Source organism: Actinoplanes sp. CA-015351, assembly GCF_050955685.1.
In the GTDB taxonomy this organism is placed as follows: Bacteria; Actinomycetota; Actinomycetes; order Mycobacteriales; family Micromonosporaceae; genus Actinoplanes.
Genome location: NZ_CP192102.1, coordinates 2,598,087 through 2,618,053 on the forward strand (window position 1 = coordinate 2,598,087; position 19,967 = coordinate 2,618,053).

Annotated in this window: 20 protein-coding genes and 2 pseudogenes; 12 read left to right on the forward strand and 10 right to left on the reverse strand. The window is 68.7% G+C overall.

The genetic code is table 11. The annotated features are described in order from the left end of the window. Positions 1-188: 188 nt before the first annotated feature. The gene (locus ACQP2E_RS11655; protein ID WP_433830747.1) at positions 189-1,115 is read right to left on the reverse strand and encodes a DMT family transporter; all 927 of its coding nucleotides are present in this window, start codon (positions 1,113-1,115) and stop codon (positions 189-191) included. 73 nt (positions 1,116-1,188) lie between these two features. Between ACQP2E_RS11655 and ACQP2E_RS11660 the strand changes: the two genes are divergently transcribed. The 5 genes from ACQP2E_RS11660 to ACQP2E_RS11680 all read left to right on the forward strand — a co-directional run bounded on the left by ACQP2E_RS11660 (position 1,189) and on the right by ACQP2E_RS11680 (position 5,353). Beyond that, positions 1,189-2,157, forward strand: coding sequence for a LysR family transcriptional regulator (locus ACQP2E_RS11660; protein ID WP_433830749.1), 969 nt, complete (start codon positions 1,189-1,191; stop codon positions 2,155-2,157). Continuing rightward, positions 2,129-2,671 (forward strand): HD domain-containing protein, encoded by a 543-nt coding sequence (locus ACQP2E_RS11665; protein ID WP_433830751.1) that lies wholly within the window; start codon positions 2,129-2,131, stop codon positions 2,669-2,671. Before ACQP2E_RS11660 ends, ACQP2E_RS11665 begins: the two co-directional genes overlap by 29 nt. Positions 2,672-2,792: 121 nt before the next feature. Further along, on the forward strand, positions 2,793-4,139 hold the full coding sequence (locus ACQP2E_RS11670; protein ID WP_433830753.1) for an FAD-dependent oxidoreductase: 1,347 nt from the start codon (positions 2,793-2,795) through the stop codon (positions 4,137-4,139). A 135-nt stretch (positions 4,140-4,274) separates the two neighbouring features. Then, complete coding sequence (locus ACQP2E_RS11675; protein ID WP_433830755.1) at positions 4,275-4,910, forward strand: TetR/AcrR family transcriptional regulator; 636 nt, start codon at positions 4,275-4,277, stop codon at positions 4,908-4,910. Next, complete coding sequence (locus ACQP2E_RS11680; protein WP_433830757.1) at positions 4,907-5,353, forward strand: acyl-CoA thioesterase; 447 nt, start codon at positions 4,907-4,909, stop codon at positions 5,351-5,353. Before ACQP2E_RS11675 ends, ACQP2E_RS11680 begins: the two co-directional genes overlap by 4 nt. A gap of 67 nt (positions 5,354-5,420) precedes the next feature. On the opposite strand, the gene ACQP2E_RS11685 is transcribed toward ACQP2E_RS11680, so the two are convergent. After that, the gene (locus ACQP2E_RS11685; protein ID WP_433830759.1) at positions 5,421-7,040 is read right to left on the reverse strand and encodes a hypothetical protein; all 1,620 of its coding nucleotides are present in this window, start codon (positions 7,038-7,040) and stop codon (positions 5,421-5,423) included. Positions 7,041-8,005: 965 nt separating this feature from the next. Between ACQP2E_RS11685 and ACQP2E_RS11690 the strand changes: the two genes are divergently transcribed. Then, on the forward strand, positions 8,006-8,527 hold the full coding sequence (locus tag ACQP2E_RS11690) for a hypothetical protein (protein WP_433830761.1): 522 nt from the start codon (positions 8,006-8,008) through the stop codon (positions 8,525-8,527). Beyond that, a complete protein-coding gene (locus ACQP2E_RS11695; RefSeq protein WP_433830763.1) occupies positions 8,524-9,153 on the forward strand; it encodes a TetR family transcriptional regulator in 630 nt (209 codons plus the stop codon). The genes ACQP2E_RS11690 and ACQP2E_RS11695 overlap by 4 nt, the downstream gene beginning before the upstream one ends. A 46-nt stretch (positions 9,154-9,199) precedes the next feature. Here the strand turns inward: ACQP2E_RS11695 and ACQP2E_RS11700 are convergent, their stop codons facing one another. The 3 genes and pseudogenes from ACQP2E_RS11700 to ACQP2E_RS11710 form a co-directional block, all read right to left on the reverse strand. Continuing rightward, a complete protein-coding gene (locus tag ACQP2E_RS11700; protein ID WP_433833894.1) occupies positions 9,200-9,496 on the reverse strand; it encodes a VOC family protein in 297 nt (98 codons plus the stop codon). Next, positions 9,485-9,574 (reverse strand): annotated as a pseudogene (locus ACQP2E_RS11705) (VOC family protein); the annotation flags it as partial. The gene ACQP2E_RS11700 and the pseudogene ACQP2E_RS11705, both read right to left, overlap by 12 nt. A gap of 9 nt (positions 9,575-9,583) precedes the next feature. Further along, positions 9,584-10,096: a DUF1697 domain-containing protein gene (locus ACQP2E_RS11710; protein WP_433830765.1), complete on the reverse strand. Its 513-nt coding sequence runs from the start codon at positions 10,094-10,096 to the stop codon at positions 9,584-9,586. Positions 10,097-10,254: 158 nt separating this feature from the next. Between ACQP2E_RS11710 and ACQP2E_RS11715 the strand changes: the two genes are divergently transcribed. Next, entirely contained in the window at positions 10,255-10,749 is a 495-nt protein-coding gene (locus ACQP2E_RS11715) for a CAP domain-containing protein (protein WP_433830488.1), read from the forward strand. Between the two features lie 140 nt (positions 10,750-10,889). Here the strand turns inward: ACQP2E_RS11715 and ACQP2E_RS11720 are convergent, their stop codons facing one another. Genes ACQP2E_RS11720 through ACQP2E_RS11735 form a run of 4 tightly spaced genes read right to left on the reverse strand, consistent with a single transcriptional unit; the run spans position 10,890 to position 13,450 of the window. Beyond that, the gene (locus tag ACQP2E_RS11720) at positions 10,890-11,639 is read right to left on the reverse strand and encodes an SDR family oxidoreductase (RefSeq protein WP_433830767.1); all 750 of its coding nucleotides are present in this window, start codon (positions 11,637-11,639) and stop codon (positions 10,890-10,892) included. A gap of 47 nt (positions 11,640-11,686) precedes the next feature. Then, positions 11,687-12,199 carry a hypothetical protein gene (locus ACQP2E_RS11725; protein WP_433830769.1) on the reverse strand — a complete coding sequence of 171 codons (513 nt, stop codon included), beginning with the start codon at positions 12,197-12,199 and terminating at the stop codon, positions 11,687-11,689. After that, the gene (locus ACQP2E_RS11730; RefSeq protein ID WP_433830771.1) at positions 12,199-12,519 is read right to left on the reverse strand and encodes a helix-turn-helix domain-containing protein; all 321 of its coding nucleotides are present in this window, start codon (positions 12,517-12,519) and stop codon (positions 12,199-12,201) included. The genes ACQP2E_RS11725 and ACQP2E_RS11730 overlap by 1 nt, the downstream gene beginning before the upstream one ends. Positions 12,520-12,544: 25 nt before the next feature. Further along, the gene (locus tag ACQP2E_RS11735; protein ID WP_433830773.1) at positions 12,545-13,450 is read right to left on the reverse strand and encodes an SDR family oxidoreductase; all 906 of its coding nucleotides are present in this window, start codon (positions 13,448-13,450) and stop codon (positions 12,545-12,547) included. 1,550 nt (positions 13,451-15,000) lie between these two features. Between ACQP2E_RS11735 and ACQP2E_RS11740 the strand changes: the two genes are divergently transcribed. From ACQP2E_RS11740 to ACQP2E_RS11750, 3 genes are all read left to right on the forward strand, one after another. Beyond that, positions 15,001-15,756, forward strand: a complete 756-nt coding sequence (locus ACQP2E_RS11740; protein WP_433830775.1) for a 3-hydroxybutyrate dehydrogenase — start codon at positions 15,001-15,003, stop codon at positions 15,754-15,756. Next, on the forward strand, positions 15,757-17,637 hold the full coding sequence (locus ACQP2E_RS11745; RefSeq protein ID WP_433830777.1) for a helix-turn-helix domain-containing protein: 1,881 nt from the start codon (positions 15,757-15,759) through the stop codon (positions 17,635-17,637). A gap of 106 nt (positions 17,638-17,743) precedes the next feature. Then, a complete protein-coding gene (locus ACQP2E_RS11750) occupies positions 17,744-19,096 on the forward strand; it encodes an MFS transporter (protein ID WP_433830779.1) in 1,353 nt (450 codons plus the stop codon). Here the strand turns inward: ACQP2E_RS11750 and ACQP2E_RS11755 are convergent. Beyond that, positions 19,090-19,617 (reverse strand): hypothetical protein, encoded by a 528-nt coding sequence (locus tag ACQP2E_RS11755; RefSeq protein WP_433830781.1) that lies wholly within the window; start codon positions 19,615-19,617, stop codon positions 19,090-19,092. The two genes, ACQP2E_RS11750 and ACQP2E_RS11755, sit on opposite strands and share 7 nt — an antisense overlap. A 48-nt stretch (positions 19,618-19,665) precedes the next feature. Between ACQP2E_RS11755 and ACQP2E_RS11760 the strand changes: the two are divergent. Next, positions 19,666-19,920 (forward strand): annotated as a pseudogene (locus ACQP2E_RS11760) (redoxin domain-containing protein); the annotation flags it as partial. Positions 19,921-19,967: the final 47 nt, after the last annotated feature.

Below are 19,967 nucleotides of genomic sequence, written 5' to 3' on the forward strand. Positions count from 1 at the left end.
GGCCGGCCTGCGCTGAGTCAACGAGAGCTGAGCCGTTTTGGTTCCGGTTGGGTCTCGTGTGACAACGACCGCCTCGCACCGACACGAATGCCGCCGAAATCGCCATCCGTAATCATGTCACAGCCCTCCTAACCCAGTTGGATGATACGGAAGGATCTTCATAGGCGTAATCAACGCCACCTCACGGTTTAGACAAGCTCACTCGATAGCGTTTGCCGCGATGCGGTGTGCGTCCGCATTGACCAATTTCGGCGCCTCGTTTGGAGGATGACAACTGACGAGAGAACCAGCAGCCCACCGGCCAGCTGGGTGATCGTCAGCGACTCGTGCAGCAGCACCGCCGCCAGCACCGTCGTCACCACGGGCTCGAAGGTGGACAGGATCGCCGCCGCGGACGGACCCGTCCGGCGCAGACCAGTGAAGAACGCCAGGATCGGCAGCACCGTCGAGACGATCACGATGCAGCCCAGCCAGAACCAGCCCGTGGCGCCGAAACCGAGGCCGACCCCGCCGCTGAGCAGCGCTTTGCCTGCCAGCGCCGTCGCCGCTCCGGTCAGCACCAGCGTGGTCAGCAGCAGCGGCGGCATCCGCCGCACCACCCGGTCCGAGCAGAGGATGTACACGGTGTAGGTGACCGCCGACGCGAACGCCAGGATCACCCCGATCGGATCGATGGCCACGCCGCCCGCGCCGAGCAGCACCAGCAGCACTCCGGCGGACGCGGCGAGCAGCGCGGCGACCTTGGCGGGCGTCAGCCGGTCGCGGCCGAGCGCCACGGCCGTCACCGTGACCAGCAGCGGATACAGGTAGAAGACCAGCGACAGCAGCGACGCGTCCATCCGGTGCAGCGCTTCGAAATACAGGCTCGCCTGGGCCGCGTACCCAAGGGCGCCGAGAGCGAGTGCCGCGGCCAGGAGCTTGCCGGGGGTCTTGATCTTCCGTTGCGTAAGACGGTCTCGCCGGATGGCGAGGAATGCGGCCATGACCACCGCTGCCAGACCGAAACGGATCAGCAGCAGCGCGCTGGGGGAGACACCGGCTTCGAACGCGAGCTTGCCGAAGATGCCCAGCGCGCCGAAGCAGACCGCAGAGACGAGGCAGAGAACGGGACCCATGACTCCGAGCTTTGCGCCGCTGACTCGTCAGGTCCAGTGATGATTCGTGGAGCTGATTGGTTAGGGTTTATGCATGGTCACGCTCGATCTGCGCCGGCTGCGCTTCCTCCGCGAATTCCAAGTGCGTGGCACGCTGGGCGCGGTCGCGACGGCCCTCGGTTACAGCCCGTCGGCAATCTCGCAGCAGCTGACGCTGCTCGAGAAGGAGGTGGGCGCCACGCTCTTCGAGAAGTCCGGGCGCGGCGTGCGCCTCACGGACGCGGGTCGCCTTCTGGCGAGCCACGCGGAGGTCCTTCTCACTGCCGCCGATGCGGCAGTGGCGGACCTCGCGGCCCAGACCGATTTTGTACGCGGAACCGTCCGCGTGAGCGGCCTCCAGTCCGCCGCCCGCCGCCTCTTGGTCCCGGCGGTCGCGAGGCTGACGCTGTCCTCGCCGGGCATCCGTGCCGAGGTGCGCGAGCTGGAGGTCGAGCAGGCACTGCCGGAGCTGCGCCTCGGCTCGGTCGACCTGCTGATCAGCGATGAGTACGACGGCCATCCCCGCCCGCGCCCGGCCGGCCTGCGGTTCGCACTGCTGCACACCGAGCCGCTGAAACTGGTGCTGCCGGTCGCGCATCCGCTCGCCGCCGCAGGCACGCCGGTGCCGATCGCGGCGCTGCGCGACGAGGTCTGGGCCACCTCCGACCCGGGGACCGGTCACCACGCCATGGTGGTCGGCAGCTGCCGCTCCCTGGGCGGGTTCGACCCTGATCTGCGGCACCGCTGTTACGACGCGGAGGTGCAGCTGGAGCTGGTCCGCCGGGCCGGCGCGGTGGCGTTGCTGCCGCTGCTGACCCTGCCCGCCTCCGACCCGGCAGTGGCGTTTCGCGACGTGGCCGAGCAGAGTCTGGGGCGGCGGCTCTATGTGGTCACCCGGGAGGGCCCGGAGGCGCCGGCCCTGACCGCCTTTCTCGCGGCTCTGGGCGACGTGGCATCTTCTCCAGGTGACTCCGACCGAGACCCAGATCCGCGAGATGCACCGGCAGGCCGCGCCGAGCCGTGAGGCGTTCGACTCGGTGTGGACGCATTGTCAGATCGTCTGGGCGGTCGCTGCGCAACTGGCCGGCTCTTCCGATGACCTCGATGTCGACCTGGTGCGGGCCGGCTGCCTGCTGCACGACATCGGGGTCTACCGGCTCGCTCCGGACGACAACTACGTCCGGCACGGCGTCCTGGGGGAGGAGCTGCTGCGCGAACTGGGCCTGCCGGACGTGCTCTCCCGGTTCTGTTCGCATCACACCGGCGTCGGGATCACCGCCGAGGACGTGGTCCGGCAGGGGCTGCCGCTGGCGCCGGCCGATTACCTCGCCGAGACCGCCGAGGAACGTCTCGTGATGTATGCGGACAAATTCCACAGCAAATCGACGCCGCCGTCGTTCGTGACCACTGACACATTTATGTCGTCGGTGAAGCGCTTCGGACCGGACAAGCCCGCCCGTTTCAGCGCGCTCACCAGCGAGTTTGGCCAGCCTAACCTTAGTCTTCTGATAGGCGAGTTCGGCCATTCTGTCCGCTGATCAGCCGGTTCGGGCCCATGAGATCGACTTGATCTCAACCTAGGTTCAAGTTTTAGAGTCTTGACGGTTTCCTGTCGATCATCGGCGTGGCCGGACTCAAGCGCGAGTGAGGGATTTACCTATGGATCGCCCCCTGCGGGTTGCTGTCATCGGTGCGGGACCGGCCGGCATCTACGCCGCCGATCACCTGATCAAGGCTTCGGAAACGGTCACCGTCGACATTTTCGACAAACTTCCCACCCCCTACGGCCTGATTCGGTACGGCGTGGCGCCCGACCACCCGCGGATCAAGGAGATCGTCAACGCGCTCACCCGGATCCTGAACAACGAGCGGATCCGCTTCATCGGCAACGTCGAGTACGGCACCGACGTGAAGCCCGAGGAGCTCAGCCGCTTCTACGACGCCACGATCATCGCGTCCGGCGCGGAGAAGGACCGGGCGCTCGACATCCCCGGCATCGAGCTCAACGGCAGTTACGGCGCCGCTGACTTCGCCTCCTGGTACAACGGGCACCCCGACGTGGCGCGCGAGTGGCCGCTCGAAGCCACCGAGGTCGCCGTCATCGGCGCCGGCAACGTGGCCGTCGACGTCGCCCGGATCCTCGCGAAGACCGCCGACGAGCTGCTGGTCACCGAGATCCCGGACAACGTGTACCAGGGTCTGAAGGCCAGCCCGGTCACCGACGTCCACCTGTTCTCCCGGCGCGGCCCGGCGCAGGTCAAGTTCACCCCGCTGGAGCTGCGCGAGCTCGACCACTCGCCGAACGTCGAGGTGATCGTCCACCCCGAGGGCATCGAATTCGACGAGGGCAGCCTCCAGGCGATGCGCGACACCCGGCACGTCAAGATGTGCGTCGACATCCTGCAGAACTGGGCCGTCCGTGACCCGCGGGACCGTCCGCGCCGCCTGCACCTGTACTTCCTCCAGGCCCCGGTCGAGGTGCTCGGTGCGGACGGCAAGGTGGTCGGTCTGCGTACCGAGACCCAGGAACTGACCGGCGACGGCTGGGTCCGTGGCACCGGCGAGTTCACCGACTGGCCGGTGCAGGCCGTGTACCGCGCCGTCGGGTACCTCAGCACCGCGCTGCCCGACCTGCCGTTCGACACCAAGACCGGCACCATCCCGCACGACGCCGGCCGGATCCTCGACCTCGACGGTGAGCACATCCCCGGCATGTACGTCACCGGCTGGATCAAGCGCGGCCCGGTCGGCCTGATCGGCCACACCAAGGGTGACGCCGGCGAGACCGTTCAGAGCCTGCTCGCCGACACCGACAAGCTGCCGGCGCCGGTCGAGCCGTCCCCGTCGGCGGTCCTGGACTACCTGCGCTCGCGCGACGTCGACTTCACCGACTGGGAGGGCTGGCAGAAGCTGGACGCCCACGAGATCACCCTCGGTGAGCCGCACGGCCGCAAGCGCGTCAAGGTCGTCGCCCGCGACGAGATGACCAACATCTGCAACGGCTGATCTTTTCGGCTTCCAGGGCCCGGCGTGCCTCGCACGCCGGGCCCTGCTGTGTGGTGGCCCTGCTGTGTGGTGGCCCTGTTGTGTTGTGGCACTGATTATATTTACGAACGGTCGGTCGTTTTGTAGGGTCGGGGTATGACTCAGGACGGCCGGCTGATCCGGGGCGAGCGGACCCGCACCGCCGTGCTCGATCAGGCGTTGCTGCTCGCCACCGTGAACGGGCTCGACGGCCTGTCGCTCAGCCAGGTCGCCGACGCGCTCGGCGTCAGCAAGTCCGGCCTCTTCGCGCACTGGCGGTCGAAAGAGGCGCTCCAGCTCGCCGTGATCGACCACGCCCGGGCGCAGTGGACCGCGCTGGTGATCGGGCCGGCCCGATCAGCGCCGGCCGGCGTGCGGCGGCTGTGGGCCGTGCACGACAGCCGGCTCGCCTTCTACGAGTCCCGGGTCCTGCCCGGCGGCTGCTTCTTCGCGAACGCGCACTTCGAGTTCAACGCCCGGCCCGGCGTGATCCGCGATCGGCTCGCCGCCGAACTGCGCGACTGGATGGCCTTCCTGACCAGGACAGCCGCCGACGCGGTCACCCTCGGGGAGGTGCGTGCTGACGTGGATCCTGGCGGTCTCGCGTACCAAACGGAGTCTCTGGGGATCTGCGCCGTCATGCAGGCGCCGGTCTTCGGGACGGGACCGACGTTCCACCGCGCCCGCCAAGCCCTGCTCGAACACCTGCACTCGATCGTCACCGACCCCACGACTCTCCCGGAGCTGACATGACCGCCGCGCTTTCCGCTGTTTCCTTCGGGGATGTGGTGCACGTCCCCGTCCACTTCGACGACCTGGACGCCATGGGGATGCTGCACAATTCCCGGTACGCGGTGCTGGTCGAACGCGCCATCTCCCTCTGGTGGGCCGAGCGGGGCGTCTCGTTCTCCGGCGGCCGCCCGACCACACCGGACGCGTTCAACGTGGTCCGGGAGTACGGCATCACCTTCAACCGCCCGGTCCTCGGCACCGGCAACGTGACGGTCCACTTCTGGCTGGAGAAGCTCGGCACGTCGAGCGCGGCCTACCGCTTCCGGGTCACCTCCACCGACGGCGAGACGGTGTTCGCCGAGGGCCGCCGGGTGAACGTCCGCCTGGACCCGGCCACCATGCGCCCGTCCCCGTGGACCGACCACGCCCGCTCCTTGGCGGCCACCATCCTGCAGCCCAGCTGAGCCGGAGCCTTTCCGGCGGGCCACGGTCCGAGGGCGGCCAGCGGTTGCCGCGCCCCGGTTGTCGCCGCTATTTGGCGAACCTCTGCGTCACGTAGTCCTTTTCGGTCACGCAGCCGAGCACCCTTGCCGTCCAGGCGCAGGTTTCGGTGCGGACGTCGTACGCCGCGCCCAGCTCCACCGGTGCGTCGCCCACGTGCTGGCCGGACAGCGACTCATCGATCGGCTTTTCGGTGAAGATGTGGCCGAAGCGGAGCATGTTGCCCGAGTCGATCCTGGCCACCGAGCCCGGGTGGGTCCAGGACGTCGCGCCCTTGTCATCGAGCAGGGTCGTGTTCGTCTCGCTCTGCACGATCACCGTGTTCCCGATCGGGAAGACCCGGATTATGCCGGTCAGCGCGGCACTTTCCCAGGCGGCCGCGCCGGTCAGCGACAGCCGGACCACGGTCTGCTCCTTCGCGCCGCCGACGGTTTTCACGAAGCAGACCAGGTCGTCGCCGCACGGGGCCAGGCCGGTCAATTCGGTGTCGGGCTCGGCGGTGTAGAGCAGGTTCGGGCTGCCCGTCGTCAGGTCGTAGGCGACCACGCGCTGAACGTTTCCGGACTCACGGATGATCAGCTGGCCGTTGTGGGCGTACACCTCATCGTCGGCGACGGCGCCGGTCTGCCAGCTCTTGCCGACGGTGCCGGAGCTCATGTCGACCAGGCGTACCGAATGGTCGGCGTTGATCTGCACGAGCCGCTGGTCGGTGAAGGCGGGGCTGAACGGCCGGCCGCGGCCGCTGCTCGGACCGGTGAGGTCCTCGGGTGCGCTGATCGGGAGCGTCCGGGTGCCGGTGTCCGAGAGGTCCGGCAGGCGCCAGAGCTCGCTGCCGGTCGCCGCGTCCAGGCCGATCAGCTGGTGGCCGGCCACGTCGACGTGCACGGCCACGTCCTTGCCGTAGATCATCTGGTCGTCCGTGCCGAGCAGGATGTCCCAGAGGAGCTGGCCCTGTTCCGAGCCGAGCACCACGGTTCGTTTCGGGGTGGCCTTCACCCCGGTGGTGCCGGTGATCATCACGCCCCAGGGGAGCGCCATCATGCCGGTCCAGCGCTTCGCGGTGCCGGCCGCCGTGCTGCTCCAGAACGGCTGCGGCGAGTGGCCGTCGATCGCGGTCACCCCGACGGCGCCTTTCGTGTCGGAGCTCGCGAAGTAGATCCGGTCGCCCGACACGGTGGCGTCCGACCAGGCCGAACTCACCGGCACGACGGGCGAGAAGTGCTGACCCTCGGTGAGCCGTTCGAAATCGAGCGCCGGATAACGCGGCCAGAAATAGACGATCGCCGCCGTCGCCACCGCCAGCACCACTGTCATCAGCGACGCGAGCAGGACGACGAGCCAGGTTCGGCGGCGCGGCTTCCGCGCCGCCGGTTTTTCCGGTGGGTACGCGTAATGCCCGTCAACCGGAGTGTTGAAGCCCGCCGCGTGTCCGGCCCAAGGGTCGACCGGGTCACCGTAAGGCTGATCAGCCCGGGCCATCACGGTCGACGGCCCAGGATCAGCAGCCGGCGCGACACCGGAAGCAAACGCGACTGCGGCCCGAGCCTCCTCCGGCTTGTCCGGCTCCTCGGGCTTGCCCGGAGCTGGTGATTCGTCCGGAATCGGAGACTCCTCCTGATCCTTTTTGTCCCCCGCCACCGGATCAGACATGCCGCGCCTTTCACGTTCACATTCAACTGGTCCGCCATGCTACCCAGCCGCCGGTTTCAGAGGAGTGCCGACGCGACTTGAGCAGTCGCTCAAAACCGTCTACCGTTCCATCTTGAGCGACTGCTTAAAAGGAGTTCGCAACGGGGGAGGTTGATCGTGGAAGGTGTTCGATTCCGGCCGGCGAACGTCATACTGGCCGCGATCATCGTGGTTTTCGGGGTGGTGCTCTTCTGGGCCACCGTGCGATCCGGGCGGACCAACAGCGCGCTGCTGTTCGTCGTGCTGCCGATCGCCGTCGCGGCCGGGCTGGCGCTGTCGCCGGCAAGAGCACGCACGGCCGGTCTTCCGGCTCACCACGATCAGCCTGCTGCTGGCGGCCGTGGCGTTGCACGAAGGAGCGATCTGCGTCGTGCTCGCCGCGCCGCTGGTGTACGCCGTCGCCCACGGCATCACCGCCCTGGTCCGCGGGTTCGGCGGAAACCCGGCGCTGCGGGTGCTGCTCCCGATCCCGCTGCTGCTCACCGGCGTGGAGGGCGTGCAGCCGGAGTGGCGGGTCAACCCCGATCAATCGGTACGCGTGACCCGGGACATCGCGGCCGACCCGGCCACGCTGCCGGCCCTGCTCGCCGCGGGTCCGCAGCCGTTGGACGCCCGTCCGCTGGTGCTGAGCCTGCTCGGCGTACCGGTGCCGGAGCACGTGCACGGCAGCGGCCTGGCACCCGCCGGCCGCCGCCGGCTGATCCCGCGGGTTCTGCTCCAGGTAGGCCTCTTCGCGGTGCTGCTGCTCTGGCTGATCCCGAGCGTGGCTTTCTCCCTCGGTGACGGCGGCTGGGAGCATATTTCCGGACAATGGTTTATATACCTGCAAGCCGGCTTCCTCATTGCGGTGCCTGCGCTCGCGGCGGTGCGAGTTCGCCCTGCGTGGCGGCGGGACGCCGTTCCCCTGGGATCCGCCGGTCCGGCTCGTGACCAGCGGACCCTATGCCTATATCGCCAACCCGATGCAGGTCAGCGCGATTCTCCTGCTCCTCTCGCTCGCGGTCGCGACCCGCAGCGCGAGCCTGGCGTTCGCCGCGCTGAGCGGGGCGGCTTTCGCCACCGGACTGGCCAAGGTCTCCGAAGATGCGCAATTGGTGGGGCCACGCACGCGTCCCGCCTCGATGATCGTGCCCGGGCGGCTCTGGCTCGACGACGACTGCGGCCCGTGCGCGGCGGTGCGGGACCGGCTCGCCGGCACATCGCTGAGTCTCGAGTCAGCGTCCGCGTTTCCCGGCCCGACACTGTGGCGCGCTCGTTATGAGGCGGATGACGGGCACACCGCTTCGGGTGTTGCCGCCGTGGCTCGGGGCATCGAGCACTGTGGGTTGCTTTACGCGTACCCAAGCTGGTTTTTGCTGCTCCCGGGCCTGGACCGGCTCGCCCAGCTGGTGACCGACGCCCTGATCGCGCCGCCGCACCCAGCGGTGGAGAAGAATGGCGTGCGATGAGCGGGGACACGAAACAGCGACTGGTCGAGGGCGCGCTGGCAGCGATGCGCGAGCACGGCGTGGCGGGAGCGTCTGCACGCACGATCGCGGCCGCGGCGGGGGTGAATCAGGCGCTCGTCTTCTATCACTACGGCTCGGTCGACGAGTTGCTCGGCGCGGCCTGTCAGGAAGCAACCCGGCAGCGGGTCGGCGCGTTCGCGGACCGGTTTGCCGCGGTCGGTTCGCTGCGTGAGTTGTTGCAGGTGGGACGGGATTTGCATGCGACCGAGCTGGCACAGGGAAATGTGTCGGTGCTGGCCCAGCTGCTCGCGGCCGCGCAGACCGGTGATCGGCTCGCGGCGCCGACGGCTGCTGCTTTTCAACTGTGGACCGACGAGATCGAGGCGGTTCTGAACCGGTTGCTGGCGGATTCGCCGGTGGCCGAGGTGGCTGACATCCAGGGGCTGTCCCGGGCGGTGGCGGCGGCTTTCGTGGGGGTCGAGCTGTATGAGGGCATCGATCCGGAGGGTGCGCAGCGGGCCCTCGAAGCCCTCGACCAGCTGGCGGTGCTGGTCGAGGTGGTGGACGAGCTGGGGCCGCTGGCCCGTCGGGCGCTGAAGTCACGGATCAAGAAGGCGCGGTCCTGAGCTTTTTGGTGGCGTCTCCGAGTCCTGAGCTTTTCGGCGGCGGCTCTCAGTCCAGGCAGAATTCGTTGCCCTCGATGTCCTGCATGTTCAGGCAGGACTCGTTCTCGTCGTCGGCGAGCAGCAGCTGGCCCCGGGTCGCGCCCAGGGGTAGCAGGCGGGCGCACTCGGCCTCCAGCGCGGCCAGGCGCTCCGCGCCGACGAGGCCGGTGCCGACCCGCACGTCGAGGTGCACGCGGTTCTTGACGAACTTGCCCTCGGGGACGCGCTGGAAATAGAGCCTCGGGCCTGCACCGGTGGGGTCGACGCACGCGACCGTGGTGTTTTTCGCCAGCACGTAACCCAGGGCCTCGCACCAGAAGCGGGCCACCCGCTCCGGGTCCGCGCAGTCGAAGGTGACCTGGAACTCTTTGACCTCTGGCATCGGTCCGTTTTACATCAGGGCGAGGATCTTCTCCACCGTGTTCCAGTTGCGCATGGTTGCCGGTGGCGTCTTGATCTTGCCAAGCGCCTTGATCAGTGGGCTGTCGCGCATGCCGTACGGGCACCAGATGTACGTCTCGGCGCCGTCCACGACATAACGCTCCTCGCCGTCGGTGACTCCGTCGAACGGTGCCGAGGCATCCTTCGCGAACGACACGAAGTAGCGGGAGCCGTCGTTCGCCACGTCGCCGAGCGGGTTGTGTGCCACGACCCGGGCCAGCTCGTCGCGGCTGCGCAGGATCACGTCGGAGAAGAAGCCGAACCGTTCCTCGATCAGCTGCTCCAGAGCGGGGGCCAGCTTGGCGGCGGGGAGATCGGAGCCGAGCACCACGTTGCCGCTCTGCAGAAGGGTGGTGACGTTCGTGTAGCCGGCCTCGGTCAGTGTCGTTTTGAGGTCGGCCATCGCGATGCGCCGGTTCTTGCCGAGATTGATCCCGCGGAGCAGGACCGCATAGCTAGCCATCCCGCTATTTAATCCGGTTGTGGCCACTATCGGTCGTGTCTGGCCTCGATCGTCGGCAACCATACGGTGACCGACACGCACCAGCTCGGTGATCCAGCGGGCTCGGGCAGGGCCGAAGAGAACAGCGCAAGCAACATTGACCTGCCGAAAGGGACCTCTTGCGCAACGCTCTTCGCCGCTTTGCCCTGGCCGCTGCCCTCATCGCCCCGGCCGCCCTCGGCCTCGCCACGATGTCTGTCAGCCCCGCCCAGGCGGCGCCGGCGAAGACCAGCGAGACCGTCCTGCAGAACGAGATCAACCGCCTCATCAACATTCAGCGGGTTTCGAACGGCTGTGCCGCGCTGAAGGTCGACGCCAAGCTCACCGTCGCCGCCCGCGGCCACAGCGCCTTCATGGCCCAGACCGGGAAGTTCTCGCACACCGGCCGCGGCAACTCCAACTTCGTCGCCCGCGCCAAGGCCGCCGGCTACACCAGCCCGTCCGCCGAGAACGTCGCCTACGGATACCGCACCGCCGCCCAGGTCGTCAACGGCTGGATGAAGAGCCCGGGCCACCGCACCAACATCGTCAACTGCAAGTCCAAGACCGTCGGCGTCGGCGCCGTCTACTCCGCCAACGGCACCCCCTACTACACCCAGGACTTCGGCTACTGAAGCCACTGACCCCCTGCACGACCAGCGATGCCCCAGCCGATCCCCCTGCGGCTGGGGCATCGCCGTGTGCCGCATGGTGTGTTTCCTCTCCAGGGACCGCTCCACACGTCAGGCCGGACCGCGCGGCACCGAGGCGCTGATCAGCTCTCCTGGGCGGCCTTCCACTTCGCGTAGCTGAGCTCGCCCAGCGTCGCGTCCGGGCCGGGGACCAGCGTGGTCTCCTCCAGCAGGGCGCCGAAATAGCGGGCCTCCGGGTCGGCGAGGACCTCGCGCGGGTCGCCGAGGCGGGACAGTCCGGCCCGGAAGAACTCGTCCATCCGGAACTGTTCCGGGCCCGCCACCTCGATCGTCGCGTTCAACGGGGCGCCCACCGACGTCCGGCCCACCGCTGCCGCCACGTCATCACTCGCGATCGGCTGGAACAGCACCGGCGCGAACCGGACCACGTCGCCGTCGGTGGCGGCCGCCACCATGGCCTTCGCGAACTCGAAGAACTGGGTGGCGTGCACGATCGAGTACGGGACCCCGGACTTCTGGATCAGCTGTTCCTGGACCAGTTTGGCCCGGAAATACCCGCTCTCCTGCAGCTTCTCGGTGCCGACGACGGAGAGCGCCACGTAGTGCTTCACCCCCGCGGCAGCCGACGCCTCCAGAAGGTTGCTGGTGGACGTACGGAAGAACGAGAGCACGTCGTCGTCGGCGAACGAGGGCGAGTTCGAGACGTCGATGACCACGTCGGCGCCGGTGAGCACGTCGGCGAGGCCCTCGCCGGTGATCGTGTCGACGCCGGTGTTCGGAGCCGCGGCGACCGCCGTGTGCCCATGCGCACCGAGCCGCGCCACGACCTTGGAGCCGATCAGACCGGTGCCGCCGATGACCACAACCTTCATGATGGGAACCTCCGTGCGATCCGGGCGACCCTGTGCCATCCCGTTCGTCAGCCAAGACCGGATGGCGTGAGGCTTTGTGACAGCTGGAGGAGGAGAAGTTTCTCGGCGCTCGCGGATCCGGGCGTCGCCGTGTAGACGACGAGCCGTTGTGACTGGTCAGGATCGATGAGCTGCTGGCAGTTGAGCTCCAGCGGGCCGAGCGTCGGGTGCACCAGCTGCTTGACGCCGCAATACCTCCCGGCCACCGGGTGCTGCCGCCATAAATCCGAAAAATCAGCGCTTGTCGCCAGCAGGGCCGTCACTATCGCGCCGGCCCGCGAGCCCGGACCGTCCCGCAGGAAGGAGGCGTGCAGGTCGGCGACGATGAGCCGGTCCTCGTCCGGATGCATCAGCCGGGTGGCGGGATCGGTGAACCAGCGGTAGTGCATGCTGCGCGCCAGCCCGGTGTGCGTACTGAGATCACCGAGCAGCGCCACCGACAGCGGCGTCTGCAGCAGGGTCTCGCCCAGGTGGCTGACCACCTGGGCGGCCGAGTCCCGCAGCCCGTCGAAGATCCGCATCATGCCCGGGTTGACGTGATCGGAATCGGCCGTTCTCGGCGGTGTCGCGTACCCGCCCAGCTGGAAGAGGTGTGGTCGCGCTCCTCCATCGAGAGACGCAGGCCGCGGGCGAGTGCGCCGAGCATCTGCTCGGACGGGTGCGGGCCGCGCGGCTGTTCGAGCCGGCTGTAGTAGTCGATCGACATGTCGCTGAGCACCGCGATCTCCTCGCGGCGCAGCCCCTTCGTCCGCCGCCGCTGCCCGCGCGGAAGCCCGACGTCCTCGGGCTGCAACGCTTCCCGGCGGCTGCGCAGATAGTCGGCGAGCCGAGCACGATCCACTTCAAAACCCCTTCTTGGGTACGCGCTAAAGGACGACTTTCATTGACCAATCCCAGAGACGGGCCGCTGATTCCGGGTCCCGTGCCGACCGATAGATCGCCAGTTCAGCGGGTCCGCCGGTGAACTGGCCGATCCCGTCCGGGCCGTACAAGCGTCCTCCCATCGCTGCCGGGCTGGCGGCCGCGTAGAGAGCCGGCAGCACACCCTGCTCCACCCCGTGAACCAGGACACCCCACCCGGCCAGCCTCTTCATGATCGCCTCGTGCGGCGCGGGCTTGGCGCGGCCCAGGTTCGGCCCGGCCGCATAAAGCCCGGTCAGCGTGGTCCCGGGGTGTGCCGCGTTGCTCACCACACCCAGCTTGCGCCGATCCAGTTCGAGCGCGAAGAGCAAATTCGCCAGCTTCGACTGCCCGTACGCGCGGACCGCCGAATACTTCCGCTCGCCCTGCATGTCGGCCCAGTTCAGTGTGGCCTGCCGAGCCGCGCTGCTGGTCATCGTCGTGACCCGCCCGCTCTGCAGCAGCGGCAACAGCCGGGTGGTCAGTGCCACGTGCCCCAGATAGTTCGTACCGAACTGCAGCTCGAACCCGTCGACGGTCACCTGCCTCACCGGCGGCGCCATCACACCGGCGTTGTTGATCAGGATGTCGAGCGGCCGGCCCTCGGCGAGCAGCCCGTCCGCCATCTCGGCGATCGAGCGCAGCGACGCGAGATCCATCGTTCGCAGCGAGACCCGGGCGCCGGGAACCTCGCGTCGAATGCGATCCAGTGCCGATTGTCCGCGGGCTTCGTCGCGTACCCCAAGAAGAACCTCCGCACCCGCGGCCGCAAGCCGCGTCGCGAGGCCCAGCCCAAGCCCGCTGCTCGCGCCGGTCACGAACGCAAGCCGGCCGGCGAGAACAGGCATCGGGGAGATAGTCACTGTGTCCATGCCCCAAAGCTGCCGCGCACGAATCCGCCCAACCATGCCCTGCGAATACATGGCTCCCGCACCGCCGTCACAGCGAGCGGTGGCCGGCGCGGCAAGCGGCCCGGCGGGAGGCCCACGGTGTGCTCGCTTCCCGGTTGGCCGGGGGCGCACGGTGTGCTCTGGTTTCGGTTGGGCGGGGGCGCACGGTGTGCTCTGGTTTCGGTTGGGCGGGGGCGCACGGTGTGCTCTGGTTTCGGTTGGGCGGGGGCGCGCGGTGTGCTCTGGTTTCGGTTGGGCGGGGGCGCGCGGTGTGCTCGGGTTTCGGTTGGCCGGGGGCGCGCGGTGTGCTCCGGTTTCGGTTGGGCGGGGGCGCACGGTGTGCTCCGGTTTCGGTTGGGAAGCGCGGCTGCGTTCGCCGTACTTGGCGGCTCGGAGTCACCTGGCGCGTGGACGGGAGCGCACGCATGCCCGGTGTGGCGTAGATGGGGTCGCACGGTTGCGGTCTGTGTGGCTTCATCATCGCCAGGGCGTGGATACGAGCCCACGGTGGCGTTGTGTGCGACCTGATCCACGCCACGAGGGGGTCCGGCTAGCTCCCTGTGCTGCTTCGGGCGCCGTGTGACAGCCCTGACAGCACTGACAGCACTGACAGCACTGACAGCACTGACAGCCAGCACACGCCTTCACGCGCCCCGGCTTCCCGATCTTGTCGAACCCCCGATATCGGCGTGATGCACATCAACGAGATCAATAGCCAGTGTCGACCTCTCTGCCGCAGACCCCCACCCGCCCCGCGCTCTGCCCCGCCCCGCGCTCTGCCCTGCCGCCCTGCTCTGCCCCGAGTCGCGCTGCACTGCTCGGTCTGGATCTTGTGGACTTTTCCGCAGACGTGTCCGCGTAACTCCGCAAGATCGAATAGGCTCGGTCGATCTTGCGGAGTTACGCGCAAACGGTTCGCCGAAGTCCACAAGATCGGTGAAGCGCCGCGTTCGCCACGTCGGAACTGTGAGCTCCGCGTTCGCCAGGCCACGCGAAATCGGCATGCCACCGACGGCCGTCCCGCGAACTCGTGCACTCGTGGTCGATTGGCCGGCTGAACTGCACAAGATCTCCGAGCGGCGCCTCGCATCGAGAAGCCGTCACCCCGTCACCCCGTCACCCCGTCACCCCGTCACCCCGTCACCCCGTCACCCCGTCACCCCGTCACCCCGTCACCCCGTCACCCCGTCACCCCGTCACCCCGTCACCCCGTCACCCCGTCACCCCGTCACCCCGTCACCCCTTCACCCCGTCACCCCTTCACCCCGTGACGCCGTCACGTCGCCGCTTCGCGCCGGCGGAAACCGAGTGAGGGCTATGGACCCCACGGATCTCCACGGATACGCGACAGACCCACGCACCGTGTACCCGCTGCACCGCTCGACCACCGGCACAAGCCTGCCGGGGCGGCGGGTCCGCGGCGTCCGGTTCGCGAAGCCGATGCCGATGTGTTCTGGCGGTACATGGGTGGTGGGTACGGCGTGGGGCTGGCGCACATATGGATGTGCGTGGTTCGCTCGTAGGGTGGGGTCATGGTGGTCAACCTCGATCTCGGTGGGCGGGTCGCTCTCGTGACCGGTGCGGGTAGCGGCATCGGGCGAGCCTGTGCCGTGCGGCTCGCGCGGGCCGGGGCGACCGTGCTGGTTGCTGATGTGGACGACGGCTCGGCCAAGGAGGTCGCCGGTCGGATCGGGGGCCGGGCGGTCGTTGCTGATCTGTCCCGGCCGGAGAGCGCCGACGACATCGATGCCGCCGTGGACGTGCTGGTCAACAACGCGGGGCTGCAGCACGTCGCCGCGTTGACCGAGTTTCCGCCGGAGCGGTTCGCCTATCTGCAGCGGGTCATGGTGGAGGCGCCGTTCCGGCTGGTGCGGCGGGTGCTGCCGCATATGTACGCCCAGAACTGGGGCCGCGTCGTCAACATCTCCTCGGTACACGGGCTGATCGCCTCGCCGTATAAATCGGCATATGTCACCGCCAAGCACGGCCTTGAAGGGCTGTCGAAAACGGTCGCGCTGGAAGGCGCCGAACATGGCGTCACGTCGAACTGTGTGGAGCCGGCATTTGTTCGCACGCCGCTTGTCGACAAGCAGATCGCCGACCAGGCCCGGATGCACGGCATACCGGAGGAGCAGGTCGTCGAGCAGATCATGTTGGAACGGGCCGCGATCAAGCGGCTGATCGCGCCGGAGGAGGTCGCCGAGCTGGTGGCCTATCTGTGCACGCCGGCCGCCGACCTGATCACCGGTGCGTCGATACCGATCGACGGTGGATGGACCGCGCACTAGATGGCCGGGGAGTTTCTGGAGCTGCTGGCCCGCGAGGCCGCCCTTGTCGAGTTCGAACGGCCGGTGGTGGCCGCGCGGACCGCCGGCGCGCCCGATCTCGACGATCTGGAGCGGGCGAAAGTGCTCGCGCTGCGGGTCCGTGCGCTGCTGGAACGCCGGCGGCGGCGTGAGGAGGAGCTGTCCGCGCTCTACGACACGGCCGGTGACCTGGCCGGGCTGCGCGACGTGGACGCGGTGCTGCGGGCCATCGTGCACCGGGTTCGCACGCTGCTCGGCGTCGACGTCTCCTATCTGACGCTCAACGACGCCGAGCGCGGCGACACCTACATGCGGATCACCGACGGGTCGGTCGCGGCCAGCTTTCAGCAGCTCAGGCTGCCTCCGGGGGCCGGGCTGGGTGGGCTCGTCGCGCTCACCGGCACGCCGTACGCGACAGCGAACTATCCGACCGATCCCCGGTTTCAGCACACCACCGAGATCGACGAAGGGGTTGCTGACGAAGGGCTTGTCGCGATTCTCGGCGTACCGTTGCGGCTGGGATCGGCAGTGATCGGTGTGTTGTTCGCGGCGAATCGCGCCGAACGGCCGTTCGCCCGCGAAGAGGTCGCGTTGCTGTCCTCGCTGGCGGCGCATGCCGCCGTCGCGCTGGACACGGCCCGCCTGCTCAGCGAGACACAGACGGCGCTCGCCGAACTCTCTGCCGCCAACGCGGTGATCCAGGCGCACAGCGAGTCGGTGGAACGCGCCGCCGACGCCCACGACCGGATGACCGCTGTCGTTCTGCGCGGCGGGGGAGTGGACGACGTTGCCGCTGACCTGGTCGGTGTCCTCGACGGCGCCCTCGTGGTGATCGACGCGCAGGGCCGCACGGTCGCCACCGCGCACACGCCAGGCTCAGCGGCCGACCTTCCCGACCCCGCGGGGGTCGAGGCGGGTGAGGCGGTGGCGGCTTCCCGGTCCGAGGGGCGCAGCGTACGCCGGGACGGCCTGGTCATCGCCGCAGTAGTAGCCGGCGCCGACAACCTCGGCGCGCTGCTGTTTCGTCCCGGCCGCACACTCACCGGGGCCGACCAGCGGATTCTCGAGCGGGCCGCACAGATCACGGCGTTGCTGCTGTTGTTCCGGCGTACCGTCGCCGACGCCGAGGCGCAGGTTCGCGGCGACCTGCTCGACGACCTGATCAGCCGGCCGGTGCGCGAGCCCGACGCGGTCCGATCCAGGGCGGCACGGCTCGGGCTCGACGTCGACGCGCCGTACGTCGTGGTCGCGGCGGGCGACGACAGCGGCGAAGGGCTGCGCCAGCGGGCGGCGTCGTGGGCGCGGACGTTCGCCGCGAATCGGCGAGGGCTCGCGGTGATGCTTCAAGGACGGGTGGCGCTGCTGCTGCCCGGGGAGGATCCGGCCGGTACCGCGAAACTGGTGGCCGGGGAGTTGACGCGTACCCTCGGGCAGGCTGTCACGGCGGGCGGAGCTGGACCCGCACGCGGCGCCGAAGGCGTCGCCGGCGCTTACCGTGAGGCCGGGCAGTGCCTTGACGCGCTCATCGCTCTCGGCCGCGCCGGAAGCGGCGCTTGCGCCGGTGACCTGGGATTCGTCGGGCTGTTGCTCGGGGATGGACGCGACGTGGCCGGGTTCGTGCGGCGTGCGGCCGGGCCGGTGATCGACTATGACGAGCGGCGGGGGACCGCGCTGATCCGCACGCTCGAAGCATATTTCGAGGCGAGCGGCGGGCTGGCGAAGGCCGCCGAATCGCTGCATGTGCACGTCAACACGGTGACCCAGCGGCTGGATCGCGTCGCGCAGCTGCTCGGCGACGACTGGGACCAGCCGAGCCGCGTCCTCGACCTGCAGCTGGCGCTGCGACTGCACCGGCTGCGCTGAAGCCACATACCGGCGGGCCTCAATGTGTGGGCGCGATCCATGGGTTCTCGGGCGGGACGAACGTAACGTCCCGTTAACACCTGGCTGATCGCCCGAGAGGAGCAGCATGTCCACCACCGCCACACCCGAGACGGACGCTCGGCGTGCACCCATCGTCAAAGTCGTCTTCGCGTCACTGGTCGGCACCGCTGTCGAGTGGTACGACTTCTTCCTCTACGGATCGGCTGCCGCGCTCATCTTCGGCACCCTGTTCTTCCCCAAGTCCGATCCGGTCACCGGCACCCTGCTGGCGTTCGGCACGTACGCCCTCGGCTTCGTGGCCCGCCCGCTCGGTGGTGTCGTCTTCGGACACTTCGGCGATCGGCTCGGCCGCAAGAAGATGCTTGTCGTCTCGCTCATGCTGATGGGTCTCGCGACCGTCGCGATCGGACTGCTGCCGACGTACGCGACGATCGGCATCGCCGCGCCGATCCTGCTCCTGACCTGCCGGCTGTTGCAGGGCTTCGCAGTCGGCGGCGAGTGGGGTGGCGCCGTGCTGATGGCGGCCGAACACGGTGATGACGCCCGTCGCGGATTCTGGTCGTCCTGGCCGCAGGCCGGCGTGGCGCTCGGCAACCTGCTCGCCACCGGCGTGCTCTGGATCCTCGCGCTGGTGCAGTCCGACGAGGCGTTCGAGTCGTGGGGCTGGCGGATCCCGTTCCTGCTCAGCGCGGTCCTGGTGCTGGTCGGCCTCTGGGTACGGCTGACCGTGGAGGAGTCGTCGATCTTCAAGCAGGCGCAGGAGCAGCTGTCGTTGAAAAAGAAAGATCATCAACCGCTGCTCGAAGTGATCCGCCGATACCCCCGGGAGATCCTGCTCGCGATGGGCATGCGGCTGGCCGAGAACATCTCGTACTACCTGGTCACGGTCATCTCGATCACGTACCTGACGACGTTCGCCGGCGACGCCTCGGACAAGGGGATGATCCTCAGTGCGCTGCTGATCGGCTCCGCGGTCCAGTTCTTCGTCATCCCGCTGCTCGGCGGGCTCTCCGACCGGGTGGGCCGCCGCCCGCTCTACCTGACCGGCGCGGCCGGCATCGCGATCTGGATGTACTTCTTCTTCGACCTGATCGGCAGCCGCTCCGAGCCGCTGATCATCCTGGCGATCCTGGTGGGGTTGCTCCTGCACGCGCTGATGTACGCACCCCAGGCCGCGTTCTTCTCCGAGCTGTTCGGCACGTCGGTGCGGTACACGGGCGCCTCGGTCGGTTATCAGCTCGCGTCGATCCTGGCCGGAGCGCTGGCCCCGATCATCGCGCTGCGGCTGCTGGGCGACGTCGAGAATCCCAACACGACGGCCGTGGCGATCTACATGACTGTCGCGTCAGTGCTGACCATCGTGGCGGTGCTGCTGGCGAAGGAGACGGCGCGGACGTCGCTTCGGCACGACCGTACCCTCGAAGAGCCGGATCACTGAGCCGGCGCCGTCTCTTTCTCGGCCAACGGCAGTTCGCGCAGGTTGCGGACCGGGGAGAAGACCCGGAACAGCGGGGCGCAGAGCGTCACCGCGCCGAAGAGGAACAGCGTGGTCCGGGCGCCCAGGGGCCCGGCCAGCGCGCCGGCGATCAGGCCGCCGATCGGGATCGCGCCCCAGGACACGAATCGGACGGTTGCGATCACCCGGGACAGCATTTCCGGCGGGCTGACGATCAGCCGGTAGGCCGCGTGCGTACCGGAGTTCAGGCTGTTGCGGGCCTGCAACTGCTCGGCCGGGACGATCTCCGGGAGGAACGTCTGGTTCGCGACGGCGAACAGCACGTTCGCGAAGCTGATCACCAGGGACGCGAAATAGCCCGCCGCCGCGATCAGGCCCATCTCGAACGCCGACGCGTGCAGGACGGTGAGCGCGGTCAGCGGCAGCGCCACGCCACCGACCGCCGAGCCGAGACCGCTCGCCGTGCCGGCGGTCCACCATCGCCAGAACACAGTAAGTTTCATATGGGAACGCACTATGGTCGTCAGCGTGAAACGGGTCGACCTCGCGGACGCGTGCTCTACTGCTTCCCGGGCGCGTTCGTACCCGGCGCGCAGGGCTATCCGCCGTACTGGTCGGACATCCCCGGAGCGGCAGGGTGCACGCTGGAGTCGCTGACCTACGCCGCCCGTTTCGACGCCTTCACCGCCGCCGGTGCGACCGTGCGAGGTGTGAGCACCCAGCGCCCCGACCAGCTCGCGGCCTTCGCCGAGCACGCCGGCCTGCCGTTCCCGCTGCTCTCCGACCAGGATCAGAAGCTGGCGGCCCGGTCGACGAGATGCTGCGGCTGGTCCAGGATCGCGCTCAGTAGTGC